The sequence below is a fragment of the Brevibacterium sanguinis genome (assembly GCF_039528855.1).
GTDB lineage: Bacteria > Actinomycetota > Actinomycetes > Actinomycetales > Brevibacteriaceae > Brevibacterium > Brevibacterium sanguinis.
Genome location: NZ_BAAAMB010000016.1, coordinates 242,195 through 266,025 on the forward strand (window position 1 = coordinate 242,195; position 23,831 = coordinate 266,025).

General features: G+C 69.0%; 19 protein-coding genes. 16 read left to right on the forward strand and 3 right to left on the reverse strand.

The genetic code is table 11. From position 1 onward, the window contains the following. Positions 1–13: 13 nt before the first annotated feature. A complete protein-coding gene (locus ABD154_RS17125) occupies positions 14–1,309 on the reverse strand; it encodes an ATP-binding protein (RefSeq protein ID WP_198499110.1) in 1,296 nt (431 codons plus the stop codon). Positions 1,310–1,445: 136 nt separating this feature from the next. Between ABD154_RS17125 and dapA the strand changes: the two genes are divergently transcribed. Then, a complete protein-coding gene (gene dapA, locus ABD154_RS17130) occupies positions 1,446–2,369 on the forward strand; it encodes a 4-hydroxy-tetrahydrodipicolinate synthase (RefSeq protein WP_344251730.1) in 924 nt (307 codons plus the stop codon). Between the two features lie 34 nt (positions 2,370–2,403). Further along, positions 2,404–4,050 carry a ribonuclease J gene (locus tag ABD154_RS17135; RefSeq protein WP_137826361.1) on the forward strand — a complete coding sequence of 549 codons (1,647 nt, stop codon included), beginning with the start codon at positions 2,404–2,406 and terminating at the stop codon, positions 4,048–4,050. A 721-nt stretch (positions 4,051–4,771) separates the two neighbouring features. Here the strand turns inward: ABD154_RS17135 and ABD154_RS17140 are convergent. Then, positions 4,772–6,577: an L-lactate permease gene (locus ABD154_RS17140; protein ID WP_344251731.1), complete on the reverse strand. Its 1,806-nt coding sequence runs from the start codon at positions 6,575–6,577 to the stop codon at positions 4,772–4,774. 298 nt (positions 6,578–6,875) lie between these two features. On the opposite strand from ABD154_RS17140, the gene ABD154_RS17145 reads away from it, so the two are divergent. Further along, the gene (locus ABD154_RS17145; RefSeq protein WP_344251732.1) at positions 6,876–7,691 is read left to right on the forward strand and encodes a DUF899 family protein; all 816 of its coding nucleotides are present in this window, start codon (positions 6,876–6,878) and stop codon (positions 7,689–7,691) included. Between the two features lie 212 nt (positions 7,692–7,903). Further along, entirely contained in the window at positions 7,904–9,508 is a 1,605-nt protein-coding gene (gene aceB, locus ABD154_RS17150) for a malate synthase A (protein ID WP_198499105.1), read from the forward strand. 560 nt (positions 9,509–10,068) lie between these two features. On the opposite strand, the gene ABD154_RS17155 is transcribed toward aceB, so the two are convergent. Continuing rightward, entirely contained in the window at positions 10,069–11,478 is a 1,410-nt protein-coding gene (locus ABD154_RS17155; protein WP_344251733.1) for an MFS transporter, read from the reverse strand. 161 nt (positions 11,479–11,639) lie between these two features. Here ABD154_RS17155 and ABD154_RS17160 point away from each other — a divergent pair, with 161 nt between their 5' ends. The 12 genes from ABD154_RS17160 (at position 11,640) to dapF (ending at position 23,828) form a co-directional block, all read left to right on the forward strand. Then, complete coding sequence (locus ABD154_RS17160) at positions 11,640–12,272, forward strand: ArsR/SmtB family transcription factor (protein WP_344251734.1); 633 nt, start codon at positions 11,640–11,642, stop codon at positions 12,270–12,272. Between the two features lie 281 nt (positions 12,273–12,553). After that, positions 12,554–15,295, forward strand: a complete 2,742-nt coding sequence (locus ABD154_RS17165; protein ID WP_344251735.1) for a DNA translocase FtsK — start codon at positions 12,554–12,556, stop codon at positions 15,293–15,295. A 159-nt stretch (positions 15,296–15,454) separates the two neighbouring features. Beyond that, positions 15,455–16,219 (forward strand): CDP-diacylglycerol--glycerol-3-phosphate 3-phosphatidyltransferase, encoded by a 765-nt coding sequence (gene pgsA, locus ABD154_RS17170; protein ID WP_344251736.1) that lies wholly within the window; start codon positions 15,455–15,457, stop codon positions 16,217–16,219. After that, a complete protein-coding gene (locus tag ABD154_RS17175; protein ID WP_344251737.1) occupies positions 16,209–16,814 on the forward strand; it encodes a CinA family protein in 606 nt (201 codons plus the stop codon). The genes pgsA and ABD154_RS17175 overlap by 11 nt, the downstream gene beginning before the upstream one ends. Positions 16,815–16,950: 136 nt before the next feature. Then, a complete protein-coding gene (locus ABD154_RS17180; RefSeq protein ID WP_376870422.1) occupies positions 16,951–17,319 on the forward strand; it encodes a helix-turn-helix domain-containing protein in 369 nt (122 codons plus the stop codon). After that, on the forward strand, positions 17,319–17,546 hold the full coding sequence (locus tag ABD154_RS17185; RefSeq protein ID WP_137826353.1) for a DUF3046 domain-containing protein: 228 nt from the start codon (positions 17,319–17,321) through the stop codon (positions 17,544–17,546). The genes ABD154_RS17180 and ABD154_RS17185 overlap by 1 nt, the downstream gene beginning before the upstream one ends. Positions 17,547–17,788: 242 nt before the next feature. Next, positions 17,789–18,874, forward strand: a complete 1,086-nt coding sequence (gene recA, locus ABD154_RS17190; RefSeq protein ID WP_344251738.1) for a recombinase RecA — start codon at positions 17,789–17,791, stop codon at positions 18,872–18,874. 71 nt (positions 18,875–18,945) lie between these two features. Then, positions 18,946–19,716, forward strand: coding sequence for a regulatory protein RecX (locus ABD154_RS17195; RefSeq protein WP_344251739.1), 771 nt, complete (start codon positions 18,946–18,948; stop codon positions 19,714–19,716). Between the two features lie 46 nt (positions 19,717–19,762). After that, positions 19,763–21,259: a tRNA (N6-isopentenyl adenosine(37)-C2)-methylthiotransferase MiaB gene (miaB, locus tag ABD154_RS17200; RefSeq protein ID WP_344251740.1), complete on the forward strand. Its 1,497-nt coding sequence runs from the start codon at positions 19,763–19,765 to the stop codon at positions 21,257–21,259. Position 21,260: 1 nt separating this feature from the next. Next, positions 21,261–21,914 (forward strand): hypothetical protein, encoded by a 654-nt coding sequence (locus tag ABD154_RS17205; protein WP_344251741.1) that lies wholly within the window; start codon positions 21,261–21,263, stop codon positions 21,912–21,914. 1 nt (position 21,915) lies between these two features. Then, the gene (gene miaA / locus ABD154_RS17210; RefSeq protein ID WP_344251742.1) at positions 21,916–22,854 is read left to right on the forward strand and encodes a tRNA (adenosine(37)-N6)-dimethylallyltransferase MiaA; all 939 of its coding nucleotides are present in this window, start codon (positions 21,916–21,918) and stop codon (positions 22,852–22,854) included. Continuing rightward, positions 22,851–23,828 (forward strand): diaminopimelate epimerase, encoded by a 978-nt coding sequence (dapF, locus tag ABD154_RS17215; protein WP_344251743.1) that lies wholly within the window; start codon positions 22,851–22,853, stop codon positions 23,826–23,828. Before miaA ends, dapF begins: the two co-directional genes overlap by 4 nt. The last annotated feature ends 3 nt before the right edge of the window (positions 23,829–23,831 follow it).

A 23,831-nucleotide genomic window follows, 5' to 3' on the forward strand; every position in this document is an offset into this window, starting at 1 on the left:
GGCACCCGCGTGCTCAGAGCCTCGCGATGGTCTGGACGTCGTCGCGGAACTCGCGGACCGTCTCCTCGGACACCGTGGCCCGGGTCGCGCGGAGCGCCTCGAGGTAGTTCTCCGTCGTCAGCACGTCCGAGCGCGCGTCGATGGGCACCTGGTCCTTGCCGAGCGACGCCGCCAGCGCCTCCTGGGAGGCGCGTCTGGCCGCATACTCGATGTCGGCCGGGGTGAGCCCGGAGCTCGCATCGACGAGGGCATCGACATCGATGTCGGCGATGACATGATCGGGAATGTACCGGCTCCAGATCGCATGGCGCGCCGTCTCGTCGGGCAGACCGATCGGGATGACGTAGTCGAAGCGGCCGTGCCGGAGGAACGCGGCGTCGAGGGCGCGGACGAAGTTCGTCGCACAGATGAGCAGCCGCCCCTCCCGGTCCCGGAACTCCGCAACCTGCTTGAGCAGCTCGTTCGTCACGCCCTGCGTCGGCGACGGCGGTTCCCCGCCGCGCTTCGACGCGATCTCCTCGACCTCGTCGATGAAGACGACGGCATGCTCGAGCTCGCCGATCTGCTCGAACGAGGACCGCAGTCCCGCGGCCACGCCGCCGGGCTCCCCGGACAGCCGGGAGGGGAAGAGCTCGACGAACGGCCAGTCGAGGCGGGAGGCCACGGCCTTCGCGAACGTCGTCTTGCCGGTGCCGGGGGGACCGAAGAGCATGACCGCACGCGGCGGGACGACACCGAAGTGATCCGCGAGGTCCGGTTCGGCCAAGGGCACGACGAGGCGGTCCTCGAGCATGTCCTTCTCCTGCTGCATCCCGCTCACCGCGTCCCACAGGTGCCGGGGCAGGATCCGCCCGCCGACGCTGCGGAGCAGATCGAGCTCGCGTCGCTGCACGGGCATCTGCCGTTCGAGGTACCGCAGCTGCGAACGCACCTGGAAGCCGTTGGATTCCAGGCCGGCGAATGCCGGGGACTCCTCGGGCACGAGGATCGAGAGCTTGCCGAGACCCAGCGGCATGAAATGGCGCTCGAGAGCATCGAGGAGACCCGCCTCGGCGGCATCGGTCTGCTCCACCTCGGCGAGGACATGGAAGAAGACGATCCACCCCTGCGCATGCGCAGCCCGGCCGACCGCGGCCCCGACGATCTCCTCACCCTGGACGGCGACGACGGCATGGTCGTTCTGGCACGAGGCGATGACCTCGGGCAGGGAGTAGACGGGTGCAGACGTCGAGGACTGCGCGGACTCCCAGAGACGGACGATCCCGTCGAGGTCGTCGTCGTGGAAGTCGCGGATGCGGGTGCGGCTCATCGAACTCTCCTTCGGTGGGTGTCGCACGGGGCGTGTGCACAGCCTATGTGATCTGCATCTCAGCTCACCAGCCCGGGCCGCGGCGCACCCCGAGTCGGTGCCGCGAGGAGAGGGTGCTCAGCGGTATCCTTGTGGCATGGCGATTCTCGGGGACAGTGCGGCGGGCGCCGCAATCGATGCGTTCGGTACCGTCGGCACGGCAATGGTGACTCCGTTCAAGGACGACGGAAGCATCGACTGGGCCGGCGTGGAGAAGGTCGCCGATCACCTCGTGAGCCTCGGCAACGACATGCTCGTCGTCTCCGGCACGACGGGGGAGTCCCCGACGACGACCGACGAAGAGAAGGTCGAGCTCCTGCGCGTCGTCCGCGGCGCCGTGGGCACCCGCGCGAAGCTCGTCGCCGGCACCGGGAACAATGTCACCGCCCACACTGTTGACCTGAGCAGGCGATCGGCCGAAGCCGGGGCCGACGGCCTCCTCGTCGTCACCCCCTACTACTCGAAGCCGACGCAGGCGGCGATCGCCGCCCACATGCGGGAGGCCGCGGACTCCACCGACCTGCCCGTCATGCTCTACGACATCCCGGGTCGCTCGGGAGTCCCGATCGACACGGATACGCTCATCAGCCTCGGCGAGCATCCGAACATCCTCGCGGTCAAGGATGCCAAGGGCGACCTGTTCGCCTCCTCCCAGGTGATGGCGGCCTCGCCGCTGGCCTACTACTCGGGCGAGGACGCGCTCAACCTGCCGCTGCTCGCGATCGGCGCGGTCGGGCTCGTCTCCGTCGCCGGGCACGTGTGCACCGACCGCTTCGCTCCGATGGTCGCCGCGGTCGCCGCGAACGACCTCGACACGGCACGCCGACTCAGCACCGAGTCGGCCGGCGTCGTCGATGCCCTCATGAACCACATGCCGGGAGTCCTCTCGGCGAAGGCCGCACTGCAGGCCCAAGGAATACTTGACAACCGCGGTACCCGGATGCCGCTGCTCCCAGCAGATGAGGAGCAGACGGCGTTCGTCACCGCCCAACTGACCAGGAGTGGTTACCTCAGTGAATAATGCATTGACCCAAGAACTCGCGCTGCCGCCGAAGATGGATCCGGAAGCCGTCCGGATCGTCGCCCTCGGCGGCCTCGGCGAGGTCGGGCGCAACATGACCGTGTTCGAGTACCACGGCAAGATCCTCATCGTCGACGCCGGCGTCCTCTTCCCCGAGGAGGAGCAGCCCGGTGTCGACCTCATCCTCCCCGATTTCTCCTACCTCGACGACCGCCTCGACGACATCGTCGGCCTCGTCCTCACTCACGGCCACGAAGACCACATCGGCGCCGTGCCCTACCTCCTCAAACGCAAGCCCGACATCCCGATCCTCGGATCGAAGCTGACGATCGCCCTCATCGAGGCGAAGCTCAAGGAGCACCGCATCAAGGCGGTCACCCGCGTCGTCAAGGCCGGTGACACGGACCAGCTCGGTCCCTTCGACCTCGAGTTCGTCGCCGTCAACCATTCGATCCCCGACGCGCTCGCCGTCTTCATCCGCACCGGCGCGGGCAACATCCTCCACACCGGCGACTTCAAGATGGACCAGCTCCCGCTCGACGGTCGGATCACGGACCTCCGTGCCTTCGCCCGCCTCGGCGAGGAGGGTGTGGACCTCTTCATGACGGACTCGACGAACGCCGAGGTGCCCGGCTTCACGGCGCTCGAGAAGGACATCGGTCCCGTCCTCGAGAACCTCTTCGGCCACGCCGAGCGCCGCATCATCGTCGCGTCGTTCTCCTCCCACGTCCACCGCGTCCAGCAGGTCCTCGACGCCGCGAGCGCGCACGGTCGCAAGGTCGCCCTCGTCGGCCGGTCGATGGTGCGCAACATGAAGATCGCCGCGGACCTCGGCTACCTCCACGTGCCCCAGGGCGTCCTCATCGACATCAAGGACGTCGACGACCTGCCCGACGACCAGGTCGTTCTCATGTGCACCGGGTCCCAGGGCGAGCCGATGGCCGCGCTGTCGCGGATGGCCAACCGCAACCACCGCATCGAGGTCGGCGACGGCGACACCGTCATCCTCGCGTCCTCGCTCATCCCCGGCAACGAGAACTCCGTGTTCAAGGTCATCAACGGCCTGATGAAGCTCGGCGCGAAGGTGATCTCGAAGGCCGATGCGAAGGTCCACGTCTCCGGTCACGCGTCCGGCGGCGAGCTCCTCTACTGCTACAACATCGTCCAGCCCCGCGGAGTCATGCCCGTGCACGGCGAATGGCGGCACCTGCTCGCCAATGCCCGCCACGCCGAGGCGACCGGAGTCGACCCGGACAACATCGTCCTCGCCGACGACGGCTGGGTCGTCGACCTCAAGGACGGCCACGCCGAGGTGGTCGGGGCCGTGGACTGCAACTACGTCTTCGTCGACGGCTCCTCCGTCGGTGAGATCACCGAGGCGGACCTCAAGGACCGTCTCGTCCTCGCCGGTGAGGGCTTCGTGACGATCTTCCTCGCCGTCGACAGCCAGACGAAGACCGTCATCGCCGGCCCGGAGATCCACGCCCGCGGCGTCGCCGAGTCCGACGACGTCTTCGACTCGATCATCCCGAAGGTGACGAAGGCGATCGAAGAGGCGCTCGAGTCCGGCACGACCGACCAGTACCAGCTGCAGCAGGTCGTCCGCCGCACCGTCGGCCGCTGGGTGTCCTCGAAGCTGCGCCGCAAGCCGATGATCGTCCCGATGGTCGTCATCGTCTGAGGCTCTGTGCCCTGAGTCCACCGTGAGAGCGCGGTGAGCCGAGATCAGCGAGGTGCTCTGCACCGCGCCGGATCCGGTTCACCGCGCTCTTGGCGTGTTGAGGCGTGGGCTCACCGCGTAGTTGCCGCGCCAGTGCGTCGGTGCGCGGGGCGCTCTCGCTGTATCGCGGCGTCGGTTCGGCGGGTAGTTGTCGGTTCACCGCGTAGTTGCCGCGCCAGTGCGTCGGTGCACGGGGCGGTTTAGCACGTGGCGCCGCGCTGGGTTGGGTGCAGGCTGCTCGCGGCCGAGTTCAGGTCGTTCTGGACAGATTCCGGCGCGTTTTCTCTGTCCAGAATGTCCTGAAGTCGGTGGCCGTCCCGGCGGCACCCGGGCCGCAGGGACTTGCGGACGCAAAGTGTCGATTTCGGACTCGATCATCGACACTCTGCGTCCGGGAAACGGCGCCGCGGGGCGCTGGAGGCGTCGGTTCGGCGCGTAAGTGTCCGGTTCACCGCGTATTTGCCGTATCGGGGCGTCGCAGCACGGGGCGGACGGGCGTGCGGCGCCGCGCTGGGCGGTGCTGCCGGGCGTGCGGCGCCCTGCTGGGGCGGTTGCGGGTCGGTCGGGGGCGAGTCGAGGTCGTTCTGGACAGATCTCGGCGCGTTTTCTCTGTCCAGAACGACCTGAAGTCGGTGCTGCAGCCGGGCTACGGCCCGCCCGCCCCTCACGGCGCGCCGGCTCCTCACGCTGCGGGGACGAGGGGCTTCCCGGACGACCGGCGGGCGAGGATGACGAGCACGGCGAGACCGACGATGATCGCACAGAGCACGACCGTGCCCGCGTTCGCGCCGAGGCCGTTGATGCCGATGAATGCGAGCGCTCCGGCGGTGAGCGCATAGACGAGCATGGGGATCGAGGTGCGCCGGATGAGCTCGCCCTCGCGTCCGATGAGGCCCACCGTCGCCGAGGCGGCCACGACGTTGTGGACGGCGACCATGTTCCCGGCCGCCCCGCCCACCGCTTGCGCGGCGACGACGGTCTCGGGAGAGGCTGCGCCGATCGCGACGCCGGTGGAGAACTGGAACTGGGAGAACATGATGTTCGAGACGGTGTTCGATCCGGCGACGAACGCTCCGAGCGCCCCGATGAAGGGGGCGAGCAGCGGCCAGGCGTCGCCGACGGTGGAGGCGGCCGCCTCGGCGAGGGTGACCGGCATCGATTCCAACCCGGCGTTGTTGTAGTCCGGGCCGGAGTTGATGAACACCCGCACGAGCGGCAGGGAGCACAGGAGCGCGACGGCGGCGCCGGCGATCTGCGCGCCGGCGATCGACCACGACGACCCGATCTGCTCGCGCGTCATCCGGTGGATGAGGTAGGTCAGTCCGCACGCGAGGACGAAGATCGCTCCCGGCGACCAGAGGAGATCCATGTTCTGGCTGATCGGGGTGCCGAAGATGCCCTCGACCTTGATGACGGCCGGACCGTTGAGGAACTCCTTGACCGGCGGCACGTTGCGGGTGAAGAGGAGGAGGGCGACGACGATGAGGTAGGGCGCCCACGCCCTGGCCAAGGACATCTTCTTCGTCAGGTGCGCGGCCTCGTCGGCGGGGTCGACGGTGCCCATCCAGAACGCCGGCCATTGGCTGCGGGGCGCGAAGTCCCAGATCTTCTTCGGCATGAGGAAGCCCATCCGCGAGGTCGTCACGACGATCGCGAGACCGATGAGGCCGCCGAGGAGCGACGGGAACTCGGGACCAAGGAACATGGCGACGAGGAGGTAGGGCACGATCATCGCGAGCGCGGAGTAGATCGCGAACGGGGCGACGGCGAGCCCGTCGGCGAAGCGGCGGCGCTCACCGAAGAACCCCGTCATCAGGCAGGCGAGGAGGAGCGGGATGAGGATGCCGCAGACGGCGTGGATGAGGGCGACCTGCACAGCCGTGTGGGCGATGAAGCCGGACTGGTCGAGCCCGAGCTGGGCGGCGCGGGCGGCGACGTCGGGCGACATGCTCCCGTCCTCCTGGGCCAGGCCCGTGCCGATGCCGACGATCATCGGCGTGCCCACCGCCCCGAAGCTCACCGGCGTCGACTGGATGATGAGGCCGGCGAGGACGGCGGCGATCGCCGGGAATCCGAGGGCGAGCATGAGCGGGGCGACGACGGCGGCAGGGGTGCCGAAGCCGGCGGCGCCCTCGATGAACGAGCCGAAGAGCCACGCGACGATGATGACCTGCACGCGCCGGTCAGGCGAGATCGAGACGAAGCCCGCGCGGATCGTCTCGATCGCCCCCGACCGGGTGATCGTCGCGAGGAGGAGCAGCGCCCCGAAGACGATCCACAGCAGGCCGATGGCCACGAGGAGGCCCTGGACGACGGAGGCGGCGATCGTCACCCACTCGATCTGCCATGCGAAGTTCGCGATGAGCGCGGCGGCGACGAGGCCGATCGGCATCGCGTACTTCGCCGGCCAGCGGAAGCCGATGAGGAGGACCCCTGCGAGCAGGATCGGGGTGAGGGCAAGGAGTGCGGCTACGGCCAGGTTGTCCATCGTCGTGTCCGATCCGTGGCGGCGCTGCCACTTCGAGGAGTGGCACACGTGCCACGCGGAGGAACGGTGACGCTGTCACCTGGAGGGACGGCAACGGTGCCACCGGTGCGGCCGCGGACGACCACGGCGTTTAGGTCATTGTCCTGTGCGGGACGCAGGTGGTCAAGGAACCACGCTGGGCGGGCCGCCGGGCTCTTGAGTCCCCGCGTGAGTGTCGATAGTGTCAGAGCAGTGGCGCTTGTCGGACAGCGGCGAGCGCAGGCACGGCACCAGGCCGGGGACGAAGGAGTCGGTTGTCATGACGTACATCAGCAGAGAGTCCGCTGACCAGATCCCCGGACTGCCCGAGGTCGTCGACGCCGACACCTGGCGCAATGCCCGGGCGGAGATCCTCGACCGGGAGAAGGCCCACACCACCGAGGCGGACGCCATCGCCGCCGCCCGCCGCACGCTGCCGATGGTCGAGATCGACGGGGACGCCGAAGTCCACGGCGAGGACGGCCCGGTCGCCTTCCGCGACCTCTTCGACGGCCGTGACGAGCTCATCGTCTACAAGCACATGTGGTACGACGGGGCGCCCCACCAGGGACAGTGCGAAGGCTGCACTGCGGTGGCATGGAGTCTGCGCGACTCGGTCTACCTCAACGCCCGCGGCGTCTCGTTCGCCGTCCTCACCTCCGGCGCCTGGTCCGAGGTGCGCCCGTTCGTCCACTTCATGGGCTATGAGCAGCCGTGGTATTCCGTGCGCGGTCTCGACGAGCCGCTCGGCGGGGACATGGGCTCCCTGCTCAGCTTCGCGCGCCGAGGCGACCGGGTCTTCCTCACGTATGCGACGACCGGACGGGGTGTCGAACCGGTGACCGGGTTCCTCGGTCTGCTCGACATGACTCCGCTCGGCAGGCGCGAGGGCTGGGAGAAGGTGCCCGCGGGCTGGCCCGAGGTCCCCGACGCCGGATCGCCGGTGGGCGGCCGAGGCGCCCCGGTCGGCTGGTACTGGCGCACCGACGACACGGGTGCCGCGACGTGGGGGCCGACGAGTCGACCGGTGCCCCAGTGGACCCGCCACGGGGCGGCGCCGGTGACCTCGCTCGGACGCAACGGCCACAACCACTGACGCGCGGACGCATCGGTCCATGTGAACGGGGGAGCCGCCTCGGCGAGGTGAGTCGAGGAGCCGGGAACGGCGGTTTGACGAGATGTGTATCACAACATATTCTTTCGGTGTGTGAACAAACAATTTCACGATGTGAAAGTTTCGCCGGCCAAACCCCGCTGCCCGCGATACTCGACGCACCGGCCCCGGTGCGACAAAAAGGAGAACCACCGATGACTGCTCATATCGAGAACCTCGACATTCCCGCCGGAATGGAGATCACCGGCGAACTGCCGGACGGCGCGGAGAAGGTCCTCACCCCGGAAGCGCTCAAGCTCATCGTCGAGCTGCACCGGAAGTTCAACGGCGACCGGCTCGAGCGCCTCGAAGCTCGTCGGGTTCGCCAGCAGGAGATCGCCAATGGGGCCGATCTCGACTTCCTTCCCGAGACCAAGGAGATCCGCGAGGACGAGAGCTGGCAGGTCGCCCCGCCGGCGCCCGGGCTCGAGGACCGCCGCGTCGAGGTCACCGGTCCGACGTACAAGAAGATGACGATCAACGCGCTCAACTCGGGCGCGAAGGTGTGGCTGGCCGACCAGGAGGACGCGAACACCCCGCAGTGGGATTCGGTCATCGGCGGTCAGATCAACCTCCTCGACGCGCTCAACCGCGAGATCGACTTCACCTCGCCCGAGGGCAAGGAGTACACGCTCGCCCCCGACGAGGAGCTGCCGACGATCGTCGTGCGACCCCGCGGTTGGCACATGCCGGAGAAGCACATCCTCGTCGACGGCGAGGAGACCTCGGGTTCGCTCGTCGACTTCGCGCTCTACTTCGCCACCGCCGGTCAGAAGCAGATCGAGAAGGGCAAGGGCCCGTACTTCTACCTCGCGAAGATGGAGTCCCACCTCGAAGCGCGCCTGTGGAACCAGGTCTTCGAGTACGCCGAGGACGCCTTCGGCCTGGCCCGCGGCACGATCCGCGCGACCGTGCTCATCGAGACCTACCCCGCGGCGTTCGAGATGGAGGAGATCCTCTACGAGCTGCGCGAGCACTCGGCCGGGCTCAACGCCGGGCGCTGGGACTACATCTTCTCCGTCATCAAGAACTTCCGCTCCCGCGGTGCCGACTACCTGCTGCCCGACCGCTCGGACGTGACGATGACGGTGCCGTTCATGCGCGCCTACACCGAGCTGCTCGTGCGCACGTGCCACAAGCGCGGGGCCCACGCGATCGGCGGCATGAGCGCGTTCGTGCCGGCGAAGGACCCGGCGGCCAACGAGGCGGCGTTCGCCAAGGTCCGCGAGGACAAGTCCCGTGAGGCCGGCAACGGATTCGACGGCTCGTGGGTCGCGCACCCGGGCATGGTCGCCCTGTGCAAGGAGGTCTTCACGGAGACCCTCGGCGACAAGCCCAACCAGATCGACAACAAGCGCGAGGACGTCTCCGTCACCGCGGCCGAACTCCTCGACGTCAAGTCGACGCCGGGTGCCATCACCGAGGCGGGGCTGCGGACGAACATCAACGTCGGCATCCAGTACCTGCGGGCGTGGCTCGAAGGCAACGGCGCAGTCGCCATCCACGGGCTCATGGAGGACGCCGCGACCGCGGAGATCTCCCGCTCGCAGGTGTGGCAGTGGCTCGACGCCGGGGTCGAACTCGACACCGGTGAGACGGTGACCCGGGAGCTCGTCGAGAAGCTCGTCGCGGAGGAGGTCGCCGGCCTCCCCGGTGACCCCGCGGACTGGAAGGACGCCACCGACCTCTTCCTCTCCGTGGCCGTGGCGCCGGACTACGTCGACTTCCTCACCCTGCCCGCGTACGCGAAGATGGACTGACCCCGGGGTCGGCCGGGTCGGATCGGCGGGGTTCGCGCGGCCCGTTCGGCCGACCCTACCTGCTTCGACGCGGTGAAACGACAAATACGCCCTCAGCTGAGGGCGTATTTGTCGTTTCACCGCGTCATTGTTGTCCGACCGGTTGTGTCACTGCGTAAGTGTCGGTTCACTGCGTATGTGTTGCGCCAGGGCGTCGGCGGGTGGCGCGGCCGGGCCTGTGGCACTGTGCTGGGCTGGATTGTTGGGCGTTGCGGCCGAGTCGAGGTCGTTCTGGACAGGTTTCGGCGCGTTTTCTCTGCCCAGAACGTCCTGAAGTCGGTGCCCATCCCGGTGGCACCCGGGGTGCTGGGAGTTCCGGACGCAGAGTGTCGATTTCGGGCTCGATGATCGACACTCTGCGTCCGGAGGACAGCGCCGTGGGGCGTTCGAGGCGTCGGTTCGGCGCGCAGGTGTCGGTTCACTGCGTTGGAATAGTTCGCCGAGGCGGGGTGCCGGACGGTGGTCCCTCGCCGAGGTGGTCACCGCAACCCGTGATCTCCCCGCCGAGGTGATCCCGGCGGTCACGACGCGGGGGTGGAGTTCGCGAGTGCGTCGAGTTCGCGGGGGAGGGTGCGCATCCCGGCCAGCGGTGAGATGAGCACGGGCAGGGCGGAGAGCACGGCGAGGCCCGCGAAGATCCACAGGGTGGGAACGATGCCGATCGCGTGCGCGATGGTCCCGCCGAGGAACGCGCCGATCGGCATCGGCCCCCACACGAGGAAGCGGATCGAGGCGTTCATCCGGCCGAGCAGCGGTTTCGGGCACAGGCGCTGGCGGAAGCTCACCTGCGCGACGTTGTAGACGACGACCATCCCCGAGAGGACGAACCAGCCGAGGAGCAGGGTCGGCAGGGCCGGCAACACCGAGGCGGCCGGCACGGTGAGGCAGCAGAGACCGCCGATCACGGCCGACACGGCGATCGACCGGCCCTCGCCGACGACCTTCTGCACCCACGACGAGCTCAGTGCCCCGAGGATTCCGCCGACAGCCCCGATCGACATGACGAGCCCGAGCTGGAACTCATTGAACTCGAGTGTGCGCAGCGCGTAGAGGACGAGGAGGCCGAAGACCGCGGAGGACGCGAGGTTCGTCAGGCCCGTGCAGGCGACGATGCGACGCAGCAACGGGTGGCTGAGGACGAAGGCGAGGCCCTCGCGGATGTCGGCGATGAGCGTCGTGTCGGTGCCCGCGTCCGGCCGGTCCTCCTGGTGGCGGATCCGGCTGACGAACAGGCTCGAGAGCGCCATGCACACACTCGTCACTCCGACCGTCAGGGGTCCGCCGATGAGCCCGACGAGACCGGATGCCGCGGATGGTCCGACGACGGACGCCGTCTGCTGGCTCGCCTGGAGCTTCCCGTTGCCGTCGCTGATCTGGTCGCCGGCGACGATCTCGGGCAGGTACGACTGGTTGGCGACGTCGAAGAAGACGGTGACGACGCCGACGAGGGCGGCGATGATCCACAGCTGGCCGATCGAGAGCAGGCCGAGCGCCCACGCCAGGGGGATCGTCAGGAGGAGTCCGGCGCGCACGAGGTCGCCGGCCACGATGATGCGCTTCTTCCGCATCCGGTCGACCCAGGCACCGGCGGGCAGGCTGATGAGGAGGAACGCCGCGGATTCGAGGGCGGCGAGGACCCCCATCTCGAAGGCGTTCGCGTGGAGCAGCTGGACGGCGATGAGGGGGAGGGCGAAGAGGACGAACTGGTTGCCGAAGACGGAGACCGTGTCGCCCATCCACAGCTGCCGGAAGTCGTGGTGGCGCCACAGAGAGCGTGACGGGACTCGGCCAGGCGGCGGTGACTGCTCCTCATGCGATGCGGTCGGCAGGTGCGGCAGCGGCGGACCCGTCGGCACCGTGGGTGCACTCGGCGGAATGGGGCCGTCGGTCGAATGGTCCGGCTCGGATTCGGTGGGGTCGTGTGGAGTCATCGGCTCTTCTTCGAGTCAGGGTGATGAGCTGCGATCGGCAATCGCCGCCGGGCGCCGCGATCGGCAGTGATTGAGTTCTCTCAATCACCAGTGTGGCACCGAGGCGTTCATCCGGCAACACAGTCATTGACTTCTGCCAATCGTTGGTTAGCGTGGAGGGCATGAGTGCGGAGGCAGGAGCCGGGGACGCGGATCGACCGCCGCGTGACGCCGAGCGCGTGGCCCGAGCGATCGAGCGCCGCGACGCCACCGATGCCGAGGCGAAGGCGCTCGCCTCGAGCGTGCGCATCCGCATCCTGCGCCTGACCCTCTCCGAGTCGCTGACCAACCGGGAGATCGCCGAGGCGGTGGGGCTCAATCCCGCGACCGCGCTCCATCATGTGCGGATGCTCGTCGACACCGGGTTCCTCGAGGCTCAGGAGGTGCGTCGCGGTCGGCGCGGAGCTCGCGAGATCCCCTACCTCGCGACGGGCAAGAGCTGGTATCTCGATCTCGGTGACGAAGTGGCGAATCCGATGATCGAGGCGTTCACCGCCGAGTTCGCCGCCGCGCCCTCCGACGAACGGACGATGAGCAGGATGGCCGCGATGCTCACCGCCGAGGAGGTCGACGAGTTCCGGCAACGACTCGAGGACCTGCTCGAGGACTTCCGCTCACGGAACTCAGCCCATCGCAGCGACGGTGCTGAGGTGCGCGAGTGGGCGGTCTTCGTCGCCATGCACCCGAGCGCTCGCCCCAGCGCTCCCGGCGACCGCCTCGGCGCCTCTGACGGCGAACAGCCGCCGACGCGGTGAACCGACGAATACGCCCTCTCCTAAGGGCGTAACTGCAGTGTCACCGCGTCGGTGCCCACGGCCGATCGGAGAGCGCCGCCAAGGCGCGCCGAAACCTGCGGATTTGCCGGGATCGCGCGCCGAATCACCTTAGGATATGGACCATGGCGACCAGAACGACTTCCCCCGCTTCTGGCACCGGCAAGCGCTCTGCCTCGAAGGCGAAGGGTGGTTCCGGACAAGCGGGGACCGAAGACCCCGGGACAAACGTTGTCACCGGTGCGTGGAGGGGAGTGGCCCACATGGCCGGCAACCGTGCGCGAAAGATCCTCAGCGACGAACCGGACGAGCAGTCCCCGACGAAGAGGGACGGCACCGCGTTCTTCCTCATCGGCCTCTCGATCGTCATCGCCGCCTTCGAATGGTGGAACATCCCCGGCGCGATCAGCGACGTCGTCCGCAACGTCGTCGAGGGCACCTTCGGCCGCGTGGCCCTGGCCCTGCCCGTGATCTTCACCGGGTACGCGATCCGCCTGTTCCTCCGCGGCGACGACAACCGCGGCAACAACCGGATCCTCATCGGCATCATCCTCCTGCTGCTCTCGGCCGCGGGACTCGCCCACATCGCCGCCGGCAACCCGACGTTCGTCAACTCGCGTGAGGCGATGGCCAACGGCGGCGGGGCGCTCGGCTTCGTCGTCTCCTCACCGCTCGTCGTCGCGACGACCGTCTACGTCGCCGTGCCGCTGCTCGTCCTCCTCGGACTCTTCTCCCTCCTCGTCATCACCGCGACCCCCGTCCGGGCGATCCCGCGGCGACTGACCGCGCTCTACCAGCGCCTCACCGGCGGTGCCCGGCCCGCCCCGGAGACCGCCGCCGACGCCGAGGCCAGCGCCACCGACCTCGTCGCCGAGAACACCCACACCTCGAGCCTCAAACCCGTCATGGGCGCCAAGCGCCGCAGCCGGAAGAAGAAGACGGAGATCCCCGAGCTCGACCCGCCGGTCGACGACGACCTCGCCGACAAGGCCTACGACAAGGCCTACATCCGCGAGGAGGAGGTCTCCGACGAAGAAGCCGATACGACGGTCATCGACACCGAACCGAAGTTCAAGCCCGGGGAGCGCCGCCCGACGAAGGCCGAACGCGAGGCCTCGGCGCTGAAGAAGGCCATCGGGATGGCCGACGACGCCCCGACCGTCGCGCACCAGACCAACTCGGCTGCCGCCTCGGCGCCGGTGCCGACGACGAACACCCCGGCACCGCCTCCCACGGAGCAGCTGCCCGAACGCGTCGAACAGCTCACGCTCGCCGGGGATGTGACCTACACCCTGCCGAACTCCGACTACCTCGTTCCCGGGCCCCCGGCCAAGGAGCGCTCCGAGGCCAACGACCGCGTCGTCGAGGCCCTCCGCGACGTCCTCGAGCAGTTCAAGATCGACGCCCAGGTCACCGGCTTCTCCCGCGGCCCGACGGTGACCCGCTACGAGGTCGAACTCGGCGCGGGCACGAAGGTCGAGAAGGTCACGGCGCTGAGCAAGAACATCGCCTACGCCGTGGCCAGCGCCGACGTCCGCATCCTCTCGCCGATCCCCGGCAAGAAGGCGATCGGCATCGAGATCCCGAACTCCGACCGGGAGAACGTGGCCCTCGGCGACGTGCTGCGCTCGAAGGCCGCCCGCAAGACCGACCACCCGATGGTCATGGGCGTGGGCAAGGACGTCGAAGGCGGGTTCGTCGTCGCCGACCTCTCGAAGATGCCCCACCTCCTCGTCGCCGGTGCCACCGGCGCCGGCAAGTCGAGTTTCGTCAACTCGATGATCACCTCGATCATGATGCGCGCGACCCCCGACGAGGTCCGGATGATCCTCGTCGACCCCAAGCGCGTGGAGCTGACGATCTACGAGGGCATCCCGCACCTCATCACCCCGATCATCACGAACCCGAAGAAGGCCGCCGAGGCGCTCGAATGGGTCGTGCGCGAGATGGACGCCCGCTACGACGACCTCGCGAACTTCGGGTTCAAGCACATCAAGGAGTTCAACAAGGCCGTCCGCGAGGGCCGCGTCCAGGTGCCCGCCGGGTCCGAGCGCGTCCTCCAGCCCTACCCGTACCTCCTCGTCGTCGTCGACGAGCTCGCCGACCTCATGATGGTCGCCCCGCGCGACGTCGAGGCCTCGATCCAGCGGATCACGCAGCTCGCCCGCGCCGCCGGCATCCACCTCGTGCTCGCCACGCAGCGCCCCAGCGTCGACGTCGTCACCGGCCTCATCAAGGCCAACGTACCCTCGCGGCTGGCGTTCGCGACCTCGTCGCTGGCCGACTCCCGCGTCGTCCTCGACCAGCCGGGCGCGGAGAAGCTCATCGGCCAGGGTGACGCCCTGTTCCTCCCGATGGGCGCCGCGAAGCCGATGCGCGTTCAGGGCGCGTGGGTCAACGAGTCCGAGATCGAGAAGGTCGTCGAACACGTCAAGGGCCAGCTCACCCCGAACTACCGCGAGGACGTCGCCGTCGAGGCGCCGAAGAAGCAGATCGACGAGGAGATCGGCGACGACCTCGAACTCCTCCTCCAGGCTGCCGAGCAGGTCGTGACGACCCAGTTCGGCTCGACGTCGATGCTCCAGCGCAAGCTGCGCGTCGGCTTCGCGAAGGCCGGCCGCCTCATGGACCTCATGGAGTCCCGCGGCATCGTCGGACCCTCCGAGGGGTCGAAGGCCCGCGACGTCCTCGTCCGCCCCGAGGACCTCCCGGCCACCCTCGCCGTCATCAAGGGGGAGACCCCACCCGCCGAGGCGGGGGCCGGCAGTGCGCCATCGGCCGCCGACGACTTCGCCGAGGACTTCGACGACGAGGACGGCTACGACGATCGCGGCGACCACGGTCCGTCGCCGGCGGGAGGGTCGGCCGCCTCGGCGCGCACCGATCCCTACGCCAACGGCGTCGGACACGCCGAGGACCTCCAGGTCGGCGACATCGACCCGGAGACCGGACTCGAAGTCGTCGAGGCCTCCGGAGAGGACGCCTGGCAGCTGACGGGACGCTGACGACCGCGGAGCCGGCCACCGATCGGGGTGGCCGGCTTTGTGCTGTCCGCTGCGTTGCTTCGGCTGCACGGCCCCGGCTGCGGTCAGCGCTCACGGCAGCGATCCGCGCTCCCGGCTGCGATCCGCGCTCCCGGCAGCGGTCTCGGATAGGGTTGAGGTGTGAACGATCGCCCCGAGACCCCGCCCACTGCCGAACCGAGCGCCTGGAACCTCCCCAATGCCCTGACGGTGGTGCGGATCCTCCTCGTTCCCGTCTTCCTCGTCCTCCTCCTCAACGACGGGGGACAGGACCTCACGACGCGGTGGTGGGCGCTCGCGGTCTTCTTGCTGGCGATGGCCACGGACAAGATCGACGGCGACCTCGCCCGCAAATACAACCTCATCACGAACTTCGGCAAGATCGCCGACCCCATCGCCGACAAATCGCTCATGGCCGCGGCCCTCATCGGGCTGAGCATCGTCGGCGAGCTGCCGTGGTGGGTGCCGGTCATCATCCTCGTGCGCGAACTCGGCATCACCGTGCTGCGCTTCTTCATGATCCGCATCGCCGTCATGCCCGCCTCCAAGGGCGGAAAGCTCAAGACCGTCCTCCAGACCGTCGCGATCGGGCTGTTCCTCCTGCTCAAGCCGCTCGCGTTCATCGTCCCCGTGCCCGTGGCGATGGTCCTCATCGTCGTCGCGTGGGTCGTCATGGCCGCCGCGATCGTCGTCACGATCGTCACCGGCATCGACTACTGCATCCAGGCGGCGCGGTTGGCCCGCACCGCCCATTCCGGCGCCGAGGCGACCGACCGTCCCGCCTCCGACGGGACGTCTGCGGGAGGCTCGGTCCGGCAGCCCGGCCACGGCGATGCCGGCGGGCCCGGATCGGGACCGGACGGGGCCGAGGATTCCGAGGGCCCGCGGACCGGCGATGGCCGGTGACCTGCTCGCGGAGTCCCGGGAGATCATCGCGACCTGTGCGCAGCTGGGACTCTCGGTCGCCTCGGCGGAATCCCTGACTGCCGGCCGATTCGTCTCCACCCTCGTCGACGTCCCCGGCGCCTCCGCGGTCGTTCGCGGCGGCCTCGTTACCTATGCGACCGACCTCAAGGCGAGCCTCGCCGGCGTCGACGCCGACCGCCTCGAGGAGACGGGACCCGTCGACGAGGTCGTCGCCGCGCAGATGGCCGTCGGCGCCGCCCGCGCCTGCGTCGCCGACATCGGCGTCTCCTGCACGGGAGTCGCCGGACCGGACCCGCAGGACGGCAAGGAGGTCGGCTTCGTCTACACGGCGATCGCGTTCGGCTCCCGCGCCCACGTCGTCGAACACCGCTTCACCGGGGATCGGGAGGCGATCCGGTCCGCCACGGTCGCGGCCATGGTCGAGCGCCTCGGCGAGTTCGTCGCGAAGCTCGCATTCGGACCCGACCCGGGCACGGGAGGGGTGGGAAGCGGTGGGGCGGCTGCTGGTTCGGACTCTGCCGGTCCGGACGCCGTCGGCGCGGACACTGCCGGCACGGACACCGGCGCGGAATAACTTCCCTTGTGCGATGGTTGAGTGTTCAAGATGACATACGCACAGACATGCCACCGCGCCGGTTTCTCCGAAAGGACTGGCAATACCCCCATCTCACCCGCTCAGGTTGGCGCCCCCGCGCGACCGGGCTGTAAAGTTGAATCCACGATCGCGCGATCAAAGGGAGGGACGCACAATGTTACTGAGAGTTGAAATCGGCGATGCCCTGCGTTCCGCTCGCCGCCGTCAAGGACGGACGCTGCGCGATGTCTCCACGGGAGCCAGCGTGTCGCTCGGCTACCTCAGCGAGATCGAACGCGGACAGAAGGAAGCCTCCTCGGAACTCCTCTCCGCGATCTGCGAAGCTCTTGAGCTGCCGGTCTCGGCCCTGCTCAGCGAGGTCTCGGACCGCTTCGCCCTCGAAGAGGGTGTCGCCATCCCCGACACCATCCCGCAGGAGCTCTCGGACAAGATCCTCGGCCACCCGGGCGGTTACCCGACCCCGCGGCTGGCTGCCAAGCCGTAATGCGCCACACGCTCTACTGGACCCTCATGAACGAGGAGTTCGGGGAGGCGCGCGCCGCATCCCTCCACACCGACCTCACCCTGAGCAGCCTCGGCTCGGTGACCGCCGCCGAGGCCTTCCGCCAGGGCATCGAACCCCGTGACATCTGGATCGCCGTGTGCGATTCGATGGGCGTGCCCGAATCGCGGCGTCTCGGCAAGGAGAAGCCGCGGTCCCGGCCGTTCTGAGCCGCTGAGCTTGGCGGCGATGCTGGCTGGTGTGGCCGGCGCGCAGGGGTGCCGACAATCTTCGAACGACACGCCGCGACATTTCGAACACATGTTCTTATATCGGCTATGATGGTGAGCGAATCACGGGACCTGTGACCACGAGTGGCCGGTTGTCCACAGGGGAGATCGCTTCCCTGTCGTCATGTCAGTGCCATCTTCTAGCCTTGGTCTCACAGTTTGCGAACACTTTAGGAGAGGTCATGGCGCGTACACCCAAGAACCTGCAGATCCCCACCGGCGGCGACAAGTCCAAGGCGCTCGACGCCGCACTCGGCCAGATCGACCGCAACTACGGCAAGGGCGCGATCATGCGCCTCGGCGAGGGAGTCCGGGAACCCATCGAGTCGATCCCGACCGGCTCGGTCGCCCTCGACATCGCGCTCGGCATCGGCGGTCTCCCGCGCGGCCGCGTCGTCGAGATCTACGGACCGGAGTCCTCCGGCAAGACGACGGTCGCCCTCCACGCGGTGGCGAACGCCCAGAAGGCCGGCGGCATCGCCGCGTTCATCGACGCGGAGCACGCGCTCGACCCCGAGTACGCGAAGAAGCTCGGCGTCGACACCGATCAGCTCCTCGTCTCCCAGCCCGACACCGGTGAGCAGGCGCTCGAGATCGCCGACATGCTCATCCGCTCCGGCGCACTCGACATCATCGTCATCGACTCCGTCGCCGCCCTCGTGCCGAAGGCCGAGATCGAAGGCGAGATGGGCGACAGCCACGTCGGCCTCCAGGCCCGCCTGATGTCGCAGGCGCTGCGCAAGATCACCGGTGCCCTCGCCCAGTCGAAGACCACGGCGATCTTCATCAACCAGCTCCGTGAGAAGGTCGGCGTCTTCTTCGGCTCCCCGGAGACGACCTCGGGCGGCAAGGCACTGAAGTTCTACGCCTCCGTGCGCATCGACGTCCGTCGCATCGAGACCCTCAAGGAGGGCCAGGATGCGATCGGCAACCGGACGCGGGCGAAGATCGTCAAGAACAAGGTGGCCCCGCCGTTCAAGCAGGCCGAGTTCGACATCCTCTACGGCCACGGCATCTCCCGCGAAGGCAGCCTCATCGACATGGGCGTCGACAACGGGATCATCCGCAAGTCCGGTTCGTGGTTCACCTACGACGGCGACCAGCTGGGCCAGGGCAAGGAGAACGTCCGCAACTTCCTCCGCGACAACCCCGGCCTCGCCGAGGAGATCGAGCTGAAGATCAAGCACAAGATGGGCCTCATCAAGGTCGAGGACGAGGCCCCCGATGCCGCTGCCGCCGAGGAGACGGACGACGTCGAGATCTCGTGACCGTGTGCCGGACCGCGCGACCTGTACGCGGAGTCGGTACGACCTCATGACCTCATGACTGGGGGAGACCCATGACCGAAGAGCGCACTCCCGATGCTCGCCGTTCAGACGAGCCCGGGCCCGAACCCGCTCAGCTCAGCGCCCTGCGTGCGGCGATTTCCGACCTCGAACATCGTCACGCGCAGGGGGAGTCGGGGTTCTTCGCCGGGCTCGCCGAGGCGGGCGATGCCGCCGCGCAAGCGGGGGATGATGTCGCGCCGGCGAGAGATGATGTCGCCGAGGCGGGGGACGGACTCGCGGCGGCGGGGGAGCAGCCCGCTCGGGCCGATGTTCCTTCTCTCGCCCCCGACGTCGGGGACTCCCCGGAGTTCGCCGAGTCCTATGCGAAGGCGAAGAAGACGGCGCTCAACATGCTCGCGATGCGCGACCACTCGAGCACCGAACTGCGGGAGAAGCTCGCGAAACGCGACTTCGATGCGGCCGCGATCGACCGGCTCATCACCAAGCTCGAACGCTCGAACCTCCTGAACGACACCGAGTTCGCCCGCCGCTTCGCCAAGGCCCAGCGTGAGGGGAAGAAGCTCTCCCGGTCGGCCCTACGCCGGCAGTTGAGCCGGAAGGGCATCGACGAGGACACGATCGCCGGTGTCGTCGACGAGGTCGACGGCGGAGCCGAAGGTGAGGAGAGCCTCGCTCGCGACGTCGCCGAGAAGAAGGCGCGGTCGACCCGCGGCCTCGACCACGAGGTGCGCGAACGCCGGATCCTCGGGATGCTCGCCCGCCGCGGGTTCTCCTCGACGATCTGCCTCAAGGTCACCCGCGAGGTGCTCGCCGAGGGCTGAGTCGGCGACAGCGGAGTTACGGGCGCGGCGGTAGAATGGTGGGGCCATGACTGAACTCATCGACGCCCCGCACACCACCGACGCGCATGCGCGCAGCTACGAGGTCAAGACCTACGGCTGCCAGATGAACGTCCACGATTCCGAACGCCTCTCCGGCCTCCTCGACGACGCCGGATACGTCCGCGCCGACGCCGACGCCCAGGCCGACGTCGTCGTCTTCAACACGTGTGCGGTGCGGGAGAACGCCGACAACCGCCTCTACGGCAACCTCGGTCGACTCGCGAAGGTCAAGGAGAACCACCCCGGCCTCCAGATCGCCGTCGGCGGCTGCATGGCCCAGAAGGACCGCGACACGATCGTGAAGAAGGCCCCCTGGGTCGACGTCGTCTTCGGCACCCACAACATGGGGTCGCTGCCCGCGCTCCTCGAACGCGCCCGGCACAACGACGAAGCCCAGGTCGAGATCCTCGAAAGCCTCGACATCTTCCCCTCGACCCTGCCCAGCCGCCGCGAATCCCAGCACTCCGGGTGGGTGTCGATCTCCGTCGGCTGCAACAACACGTGCACGTTCTGCATCGTCCCCAGCCTCCGCGGCAAGGAGAAGGACCGCCGTCCCGGCGACATCCTCGCCGAGGTCGAAGCCCTTGTCGCCGACGGGGTCGTCGAAGTCACCCTGCTCGGGCAGAACGTCAACTCCTACGGCGCCGAATTCCGTGACAAGGGCGCGTTCGCCAAGCTCCTGCGCGCCGTCGGCAATGTCGAGGGCATCGAACGCGTGCGCTTCACGAGCCCGCACCCCGCGGCCTTCTCCGACGACGTCATCGACGCAATGGCCGAGACCCCGACCGTCATGCCGCAGCTCCACATGCCCCTGCAGTCGGGTTCCGACCGGATTCTCAAGGCGATGCGCCGGTCCTACCGGACGAGCCGTTTCATGCGCATCCTCGACACAGTCCGGGAGCGGATCCCGCACGCCGCGATCACCACCGACATCATCGTCGGCTTCCCCGGCGAGACCGAGGAGGACTTCGCCGGCACGATGGACATCGTCCGTCGCGCCCGATTCTCCCAGGCCTTCACCTTCCAGTACTCGATCCGTCCCGGCACGCCCGCGGCCACGATGCCCGACCAGCTGCCCAAGGAGATCGTCCAGGAGCGGTTCGAACGCCTCATCGCCCTCCAGGACGAGATCGCGTGGGAGGAGAACAAGGCGCTCATCGGCACCGAGGTCGAGGTCCTCGTCACGAGCCTGCCGAACGCCGACTCCCCGCGACTGAGCGGACGCGCCGCCGACAACCGGCTCGTCCACGTCTCGCCGCCGGCCGGCAACGAGCTGCCGCGCCCCGGAGACTTCGTCACGGCAACGGTCACCGACGCGAAGCCCTACTTCCTCCTCGCCGACTCCGGCGTCAGCGTGCGGCCGTCGCGGGCCGGAGACGCCTATGATCGCGCACAGGCCGACAGCTGCGGCACCCCGACCGCAGGAGTCACCCCCGGCGGCGCCACCGTGCTCGGAATGCCGACGATCCGCCCGCGCACCTGAGATGCGACGCCTCGCGCTCATCCCGGCCACCCCCGTGCTGCTGTCGCACATCGACCGCACCGAACCCCGACGCTCCACCGCAGCCCGCGCAGCGATCCTCGACATCCTGGCGACCGCCTCGGCGTGGGCCCTGCCGGTCGACACCCTGCCCGTCCTCCTCGGACTCGGCGGCTTCGGCATCGACCGCGGCATCGACACCCGCACCGGAGACCTCCTCGAGGCAGACGCCTGGGTCGACGCCGTAACCGCCCTGGGCGAGGACGAGCGCGACGCCTGCCGCACCGCGCATCCCGGCCTGGCCATCGCCGCACTCCACGCGCACGAGGTCGGCGTGACCATCGGAGCGGCCGGCACGAGCGAGGACGTGCTCGCGCCCATCGACCTCTCCGGTGCCGCCTCGGCGGATGCCCCACTCGCCCCCGTGCCCAGGGCGAGCGACTTCGACGCCGACGTCGCCGCCGCGATCGCACGCTGGGACACCCCGGCCCTGCGCACCGCCGTGAGCGGCGCCCGCGCCGTCCACGCCGACCTCGACCTCCTCGGCGCCGCCCTCGAGCACCACGAGGCCGGCACCCCGGGGACCCGCGAGGTGATGATCGTCCACGACTCGACCGTCCACGACGTGCGCACCCTGTGCGCCGTGGCCGAAGGCTGAGATGACCGCCCCGGCACCGATCATCTCGATCGTCGGCGCGACCGCGACGGGCAAGTCCGACCTCGCCCTCGACCTCGCCGAACGCCTCGACGGGGAGATCATCAACTCCGATTCCATGCAGTTCTACCGGGGCATGGACATCGGCACCGCGAAGCTGCCGGTGACCGAGCGCCGCGGGGTGCCCCATCACCTCATCGACATCCTCGACGTCACCGAGGAGGCCACGGTCCAGGCCTTCCAGACCGCGGCCCGGGAGGCGATCGCCGACATCCGGACGCGCGGGCGGCGCCCGATCCTCGTCGGCGGCTCGGGCCTCTACGCCCGCGCCGCGACCGACCACATGGAGTTCCCGGGCACCGACCCTGCGGTGCGCGCCCGCCTTGAGGCCGAGGTCGCCGCCGACCGGTGGGCCGCCCACCACCGACTCGCCGACCTCGATCCGGTCGCCGCAGAGAAGATCGGCACCGGAGACGCACGCCGCATCGTCCGCGCCCTCGAGGTCATCGAACTCACCGGCCGGCCCTTCAGCGCTTCCCTGCCCGACTACACGGAGATCGAACCGACGATCCACCTCGGCCTCGGCGTCGATCGGGCGACCCTGCACACACGCATCGCCACCCGCGTCGCCCGGATGTGGGAGGCCGGCTGGGTCGACGAGGTCCGCACCCTGCTCGGCCAGGGGCTCGCCCGCGGTCGCACGGCCTCCCGGGCGATCGGGTACGCGCAGATCCAGGAGCATCTCGCGGGCACGATGAGCGCGGCCGCGGCCCAGGAGTCGACGACCGTGCGCACCCGCCAGTTCGCCCGCCGTCAGGACACGTGGTTCCGCCGCGACCCGCGCATCACCTGGATCGACATGAGCGAGGCAGGGGCAGCGGCACCGGAGTCCCCGGGGTCACCGCTGAGCCGGGCACTGGAGATCGTTAGGATGGAGGCATGACCTCACCGTTCGCCGCACTCTCCGGCACCCGCTTCCACAAGGGGCATGGCACCGAGAACGACTTCGTCCTCCTCGACGACGACAACGGTGACCTCACGCTCCACCCCGAGACCGTCGCGCTGCTCGCCGACCGGCAGACCGGGCTCGGCGGCGACGGCGTCATCCGCATCGTCCGCTCCGCCGACAGCGGCATCCCCGGCGCCGCCGACCAGGCCGCCGCCGGTGCCGAATGGTTCATGGACTACTACAACCACGACGGCAGCCTCTCGGAGATGTGCGGCAACGGCGTCCGCGTCTTCGCCCACGCCCTCGTCACCACCGGGCGCGTCCCCGCTGACGCCCCGGAGATCAAGGTCGCCACCCGCGACGGCATCAAGACCGTCCGCACCACCCTCAACCCCGCCCTCGGTGAGACCGACCCCGCGACCGAGGCCTCGACCGCGCGGATCCCCGGTTCGCCCGAGGACGCGTGGTACACCGTCGACATGGGCGCGTGGTCACTCGACGACCGCGCCGAGGTGCTCGTGACGACCGACGGCATCGACGTTGCCCGTCCGGGACTGTCCGTCGAGACGGGCAATCCGCACACCGTCGTGGCACTCGCCGAGGCGGCCGAGCTCGCCGCCGCCGACCTCCGCGACTACCCCGTCCTCGACCCGGTGCCGCCGCACGGGTCGAACGTCGAGTACATCGTCATGGAACCGGCCCGCAGCGACGTCGCCGGCGGGGAGGGCGCCCTGCGGATGCGCGTGTCCGAACGCGGCGTCGGGGAGACCCGATCGTGCGGGACCGGTGCGTGCGCGGCCGCGATCGCCGCCCATCACTGGGCCGGTGCGGCCTCGCCCCTGCAGTGGCGCGTCGACGTTCCCGGCGGTCGCCTGCGCATCGGCATCACCCCTGATCAGACCGGGACGGCCGGAACCGTCACGCTGGCCGGTCCCGCGGTCCTCGTCGCAAGCGGCACCCTCGACTGAGAT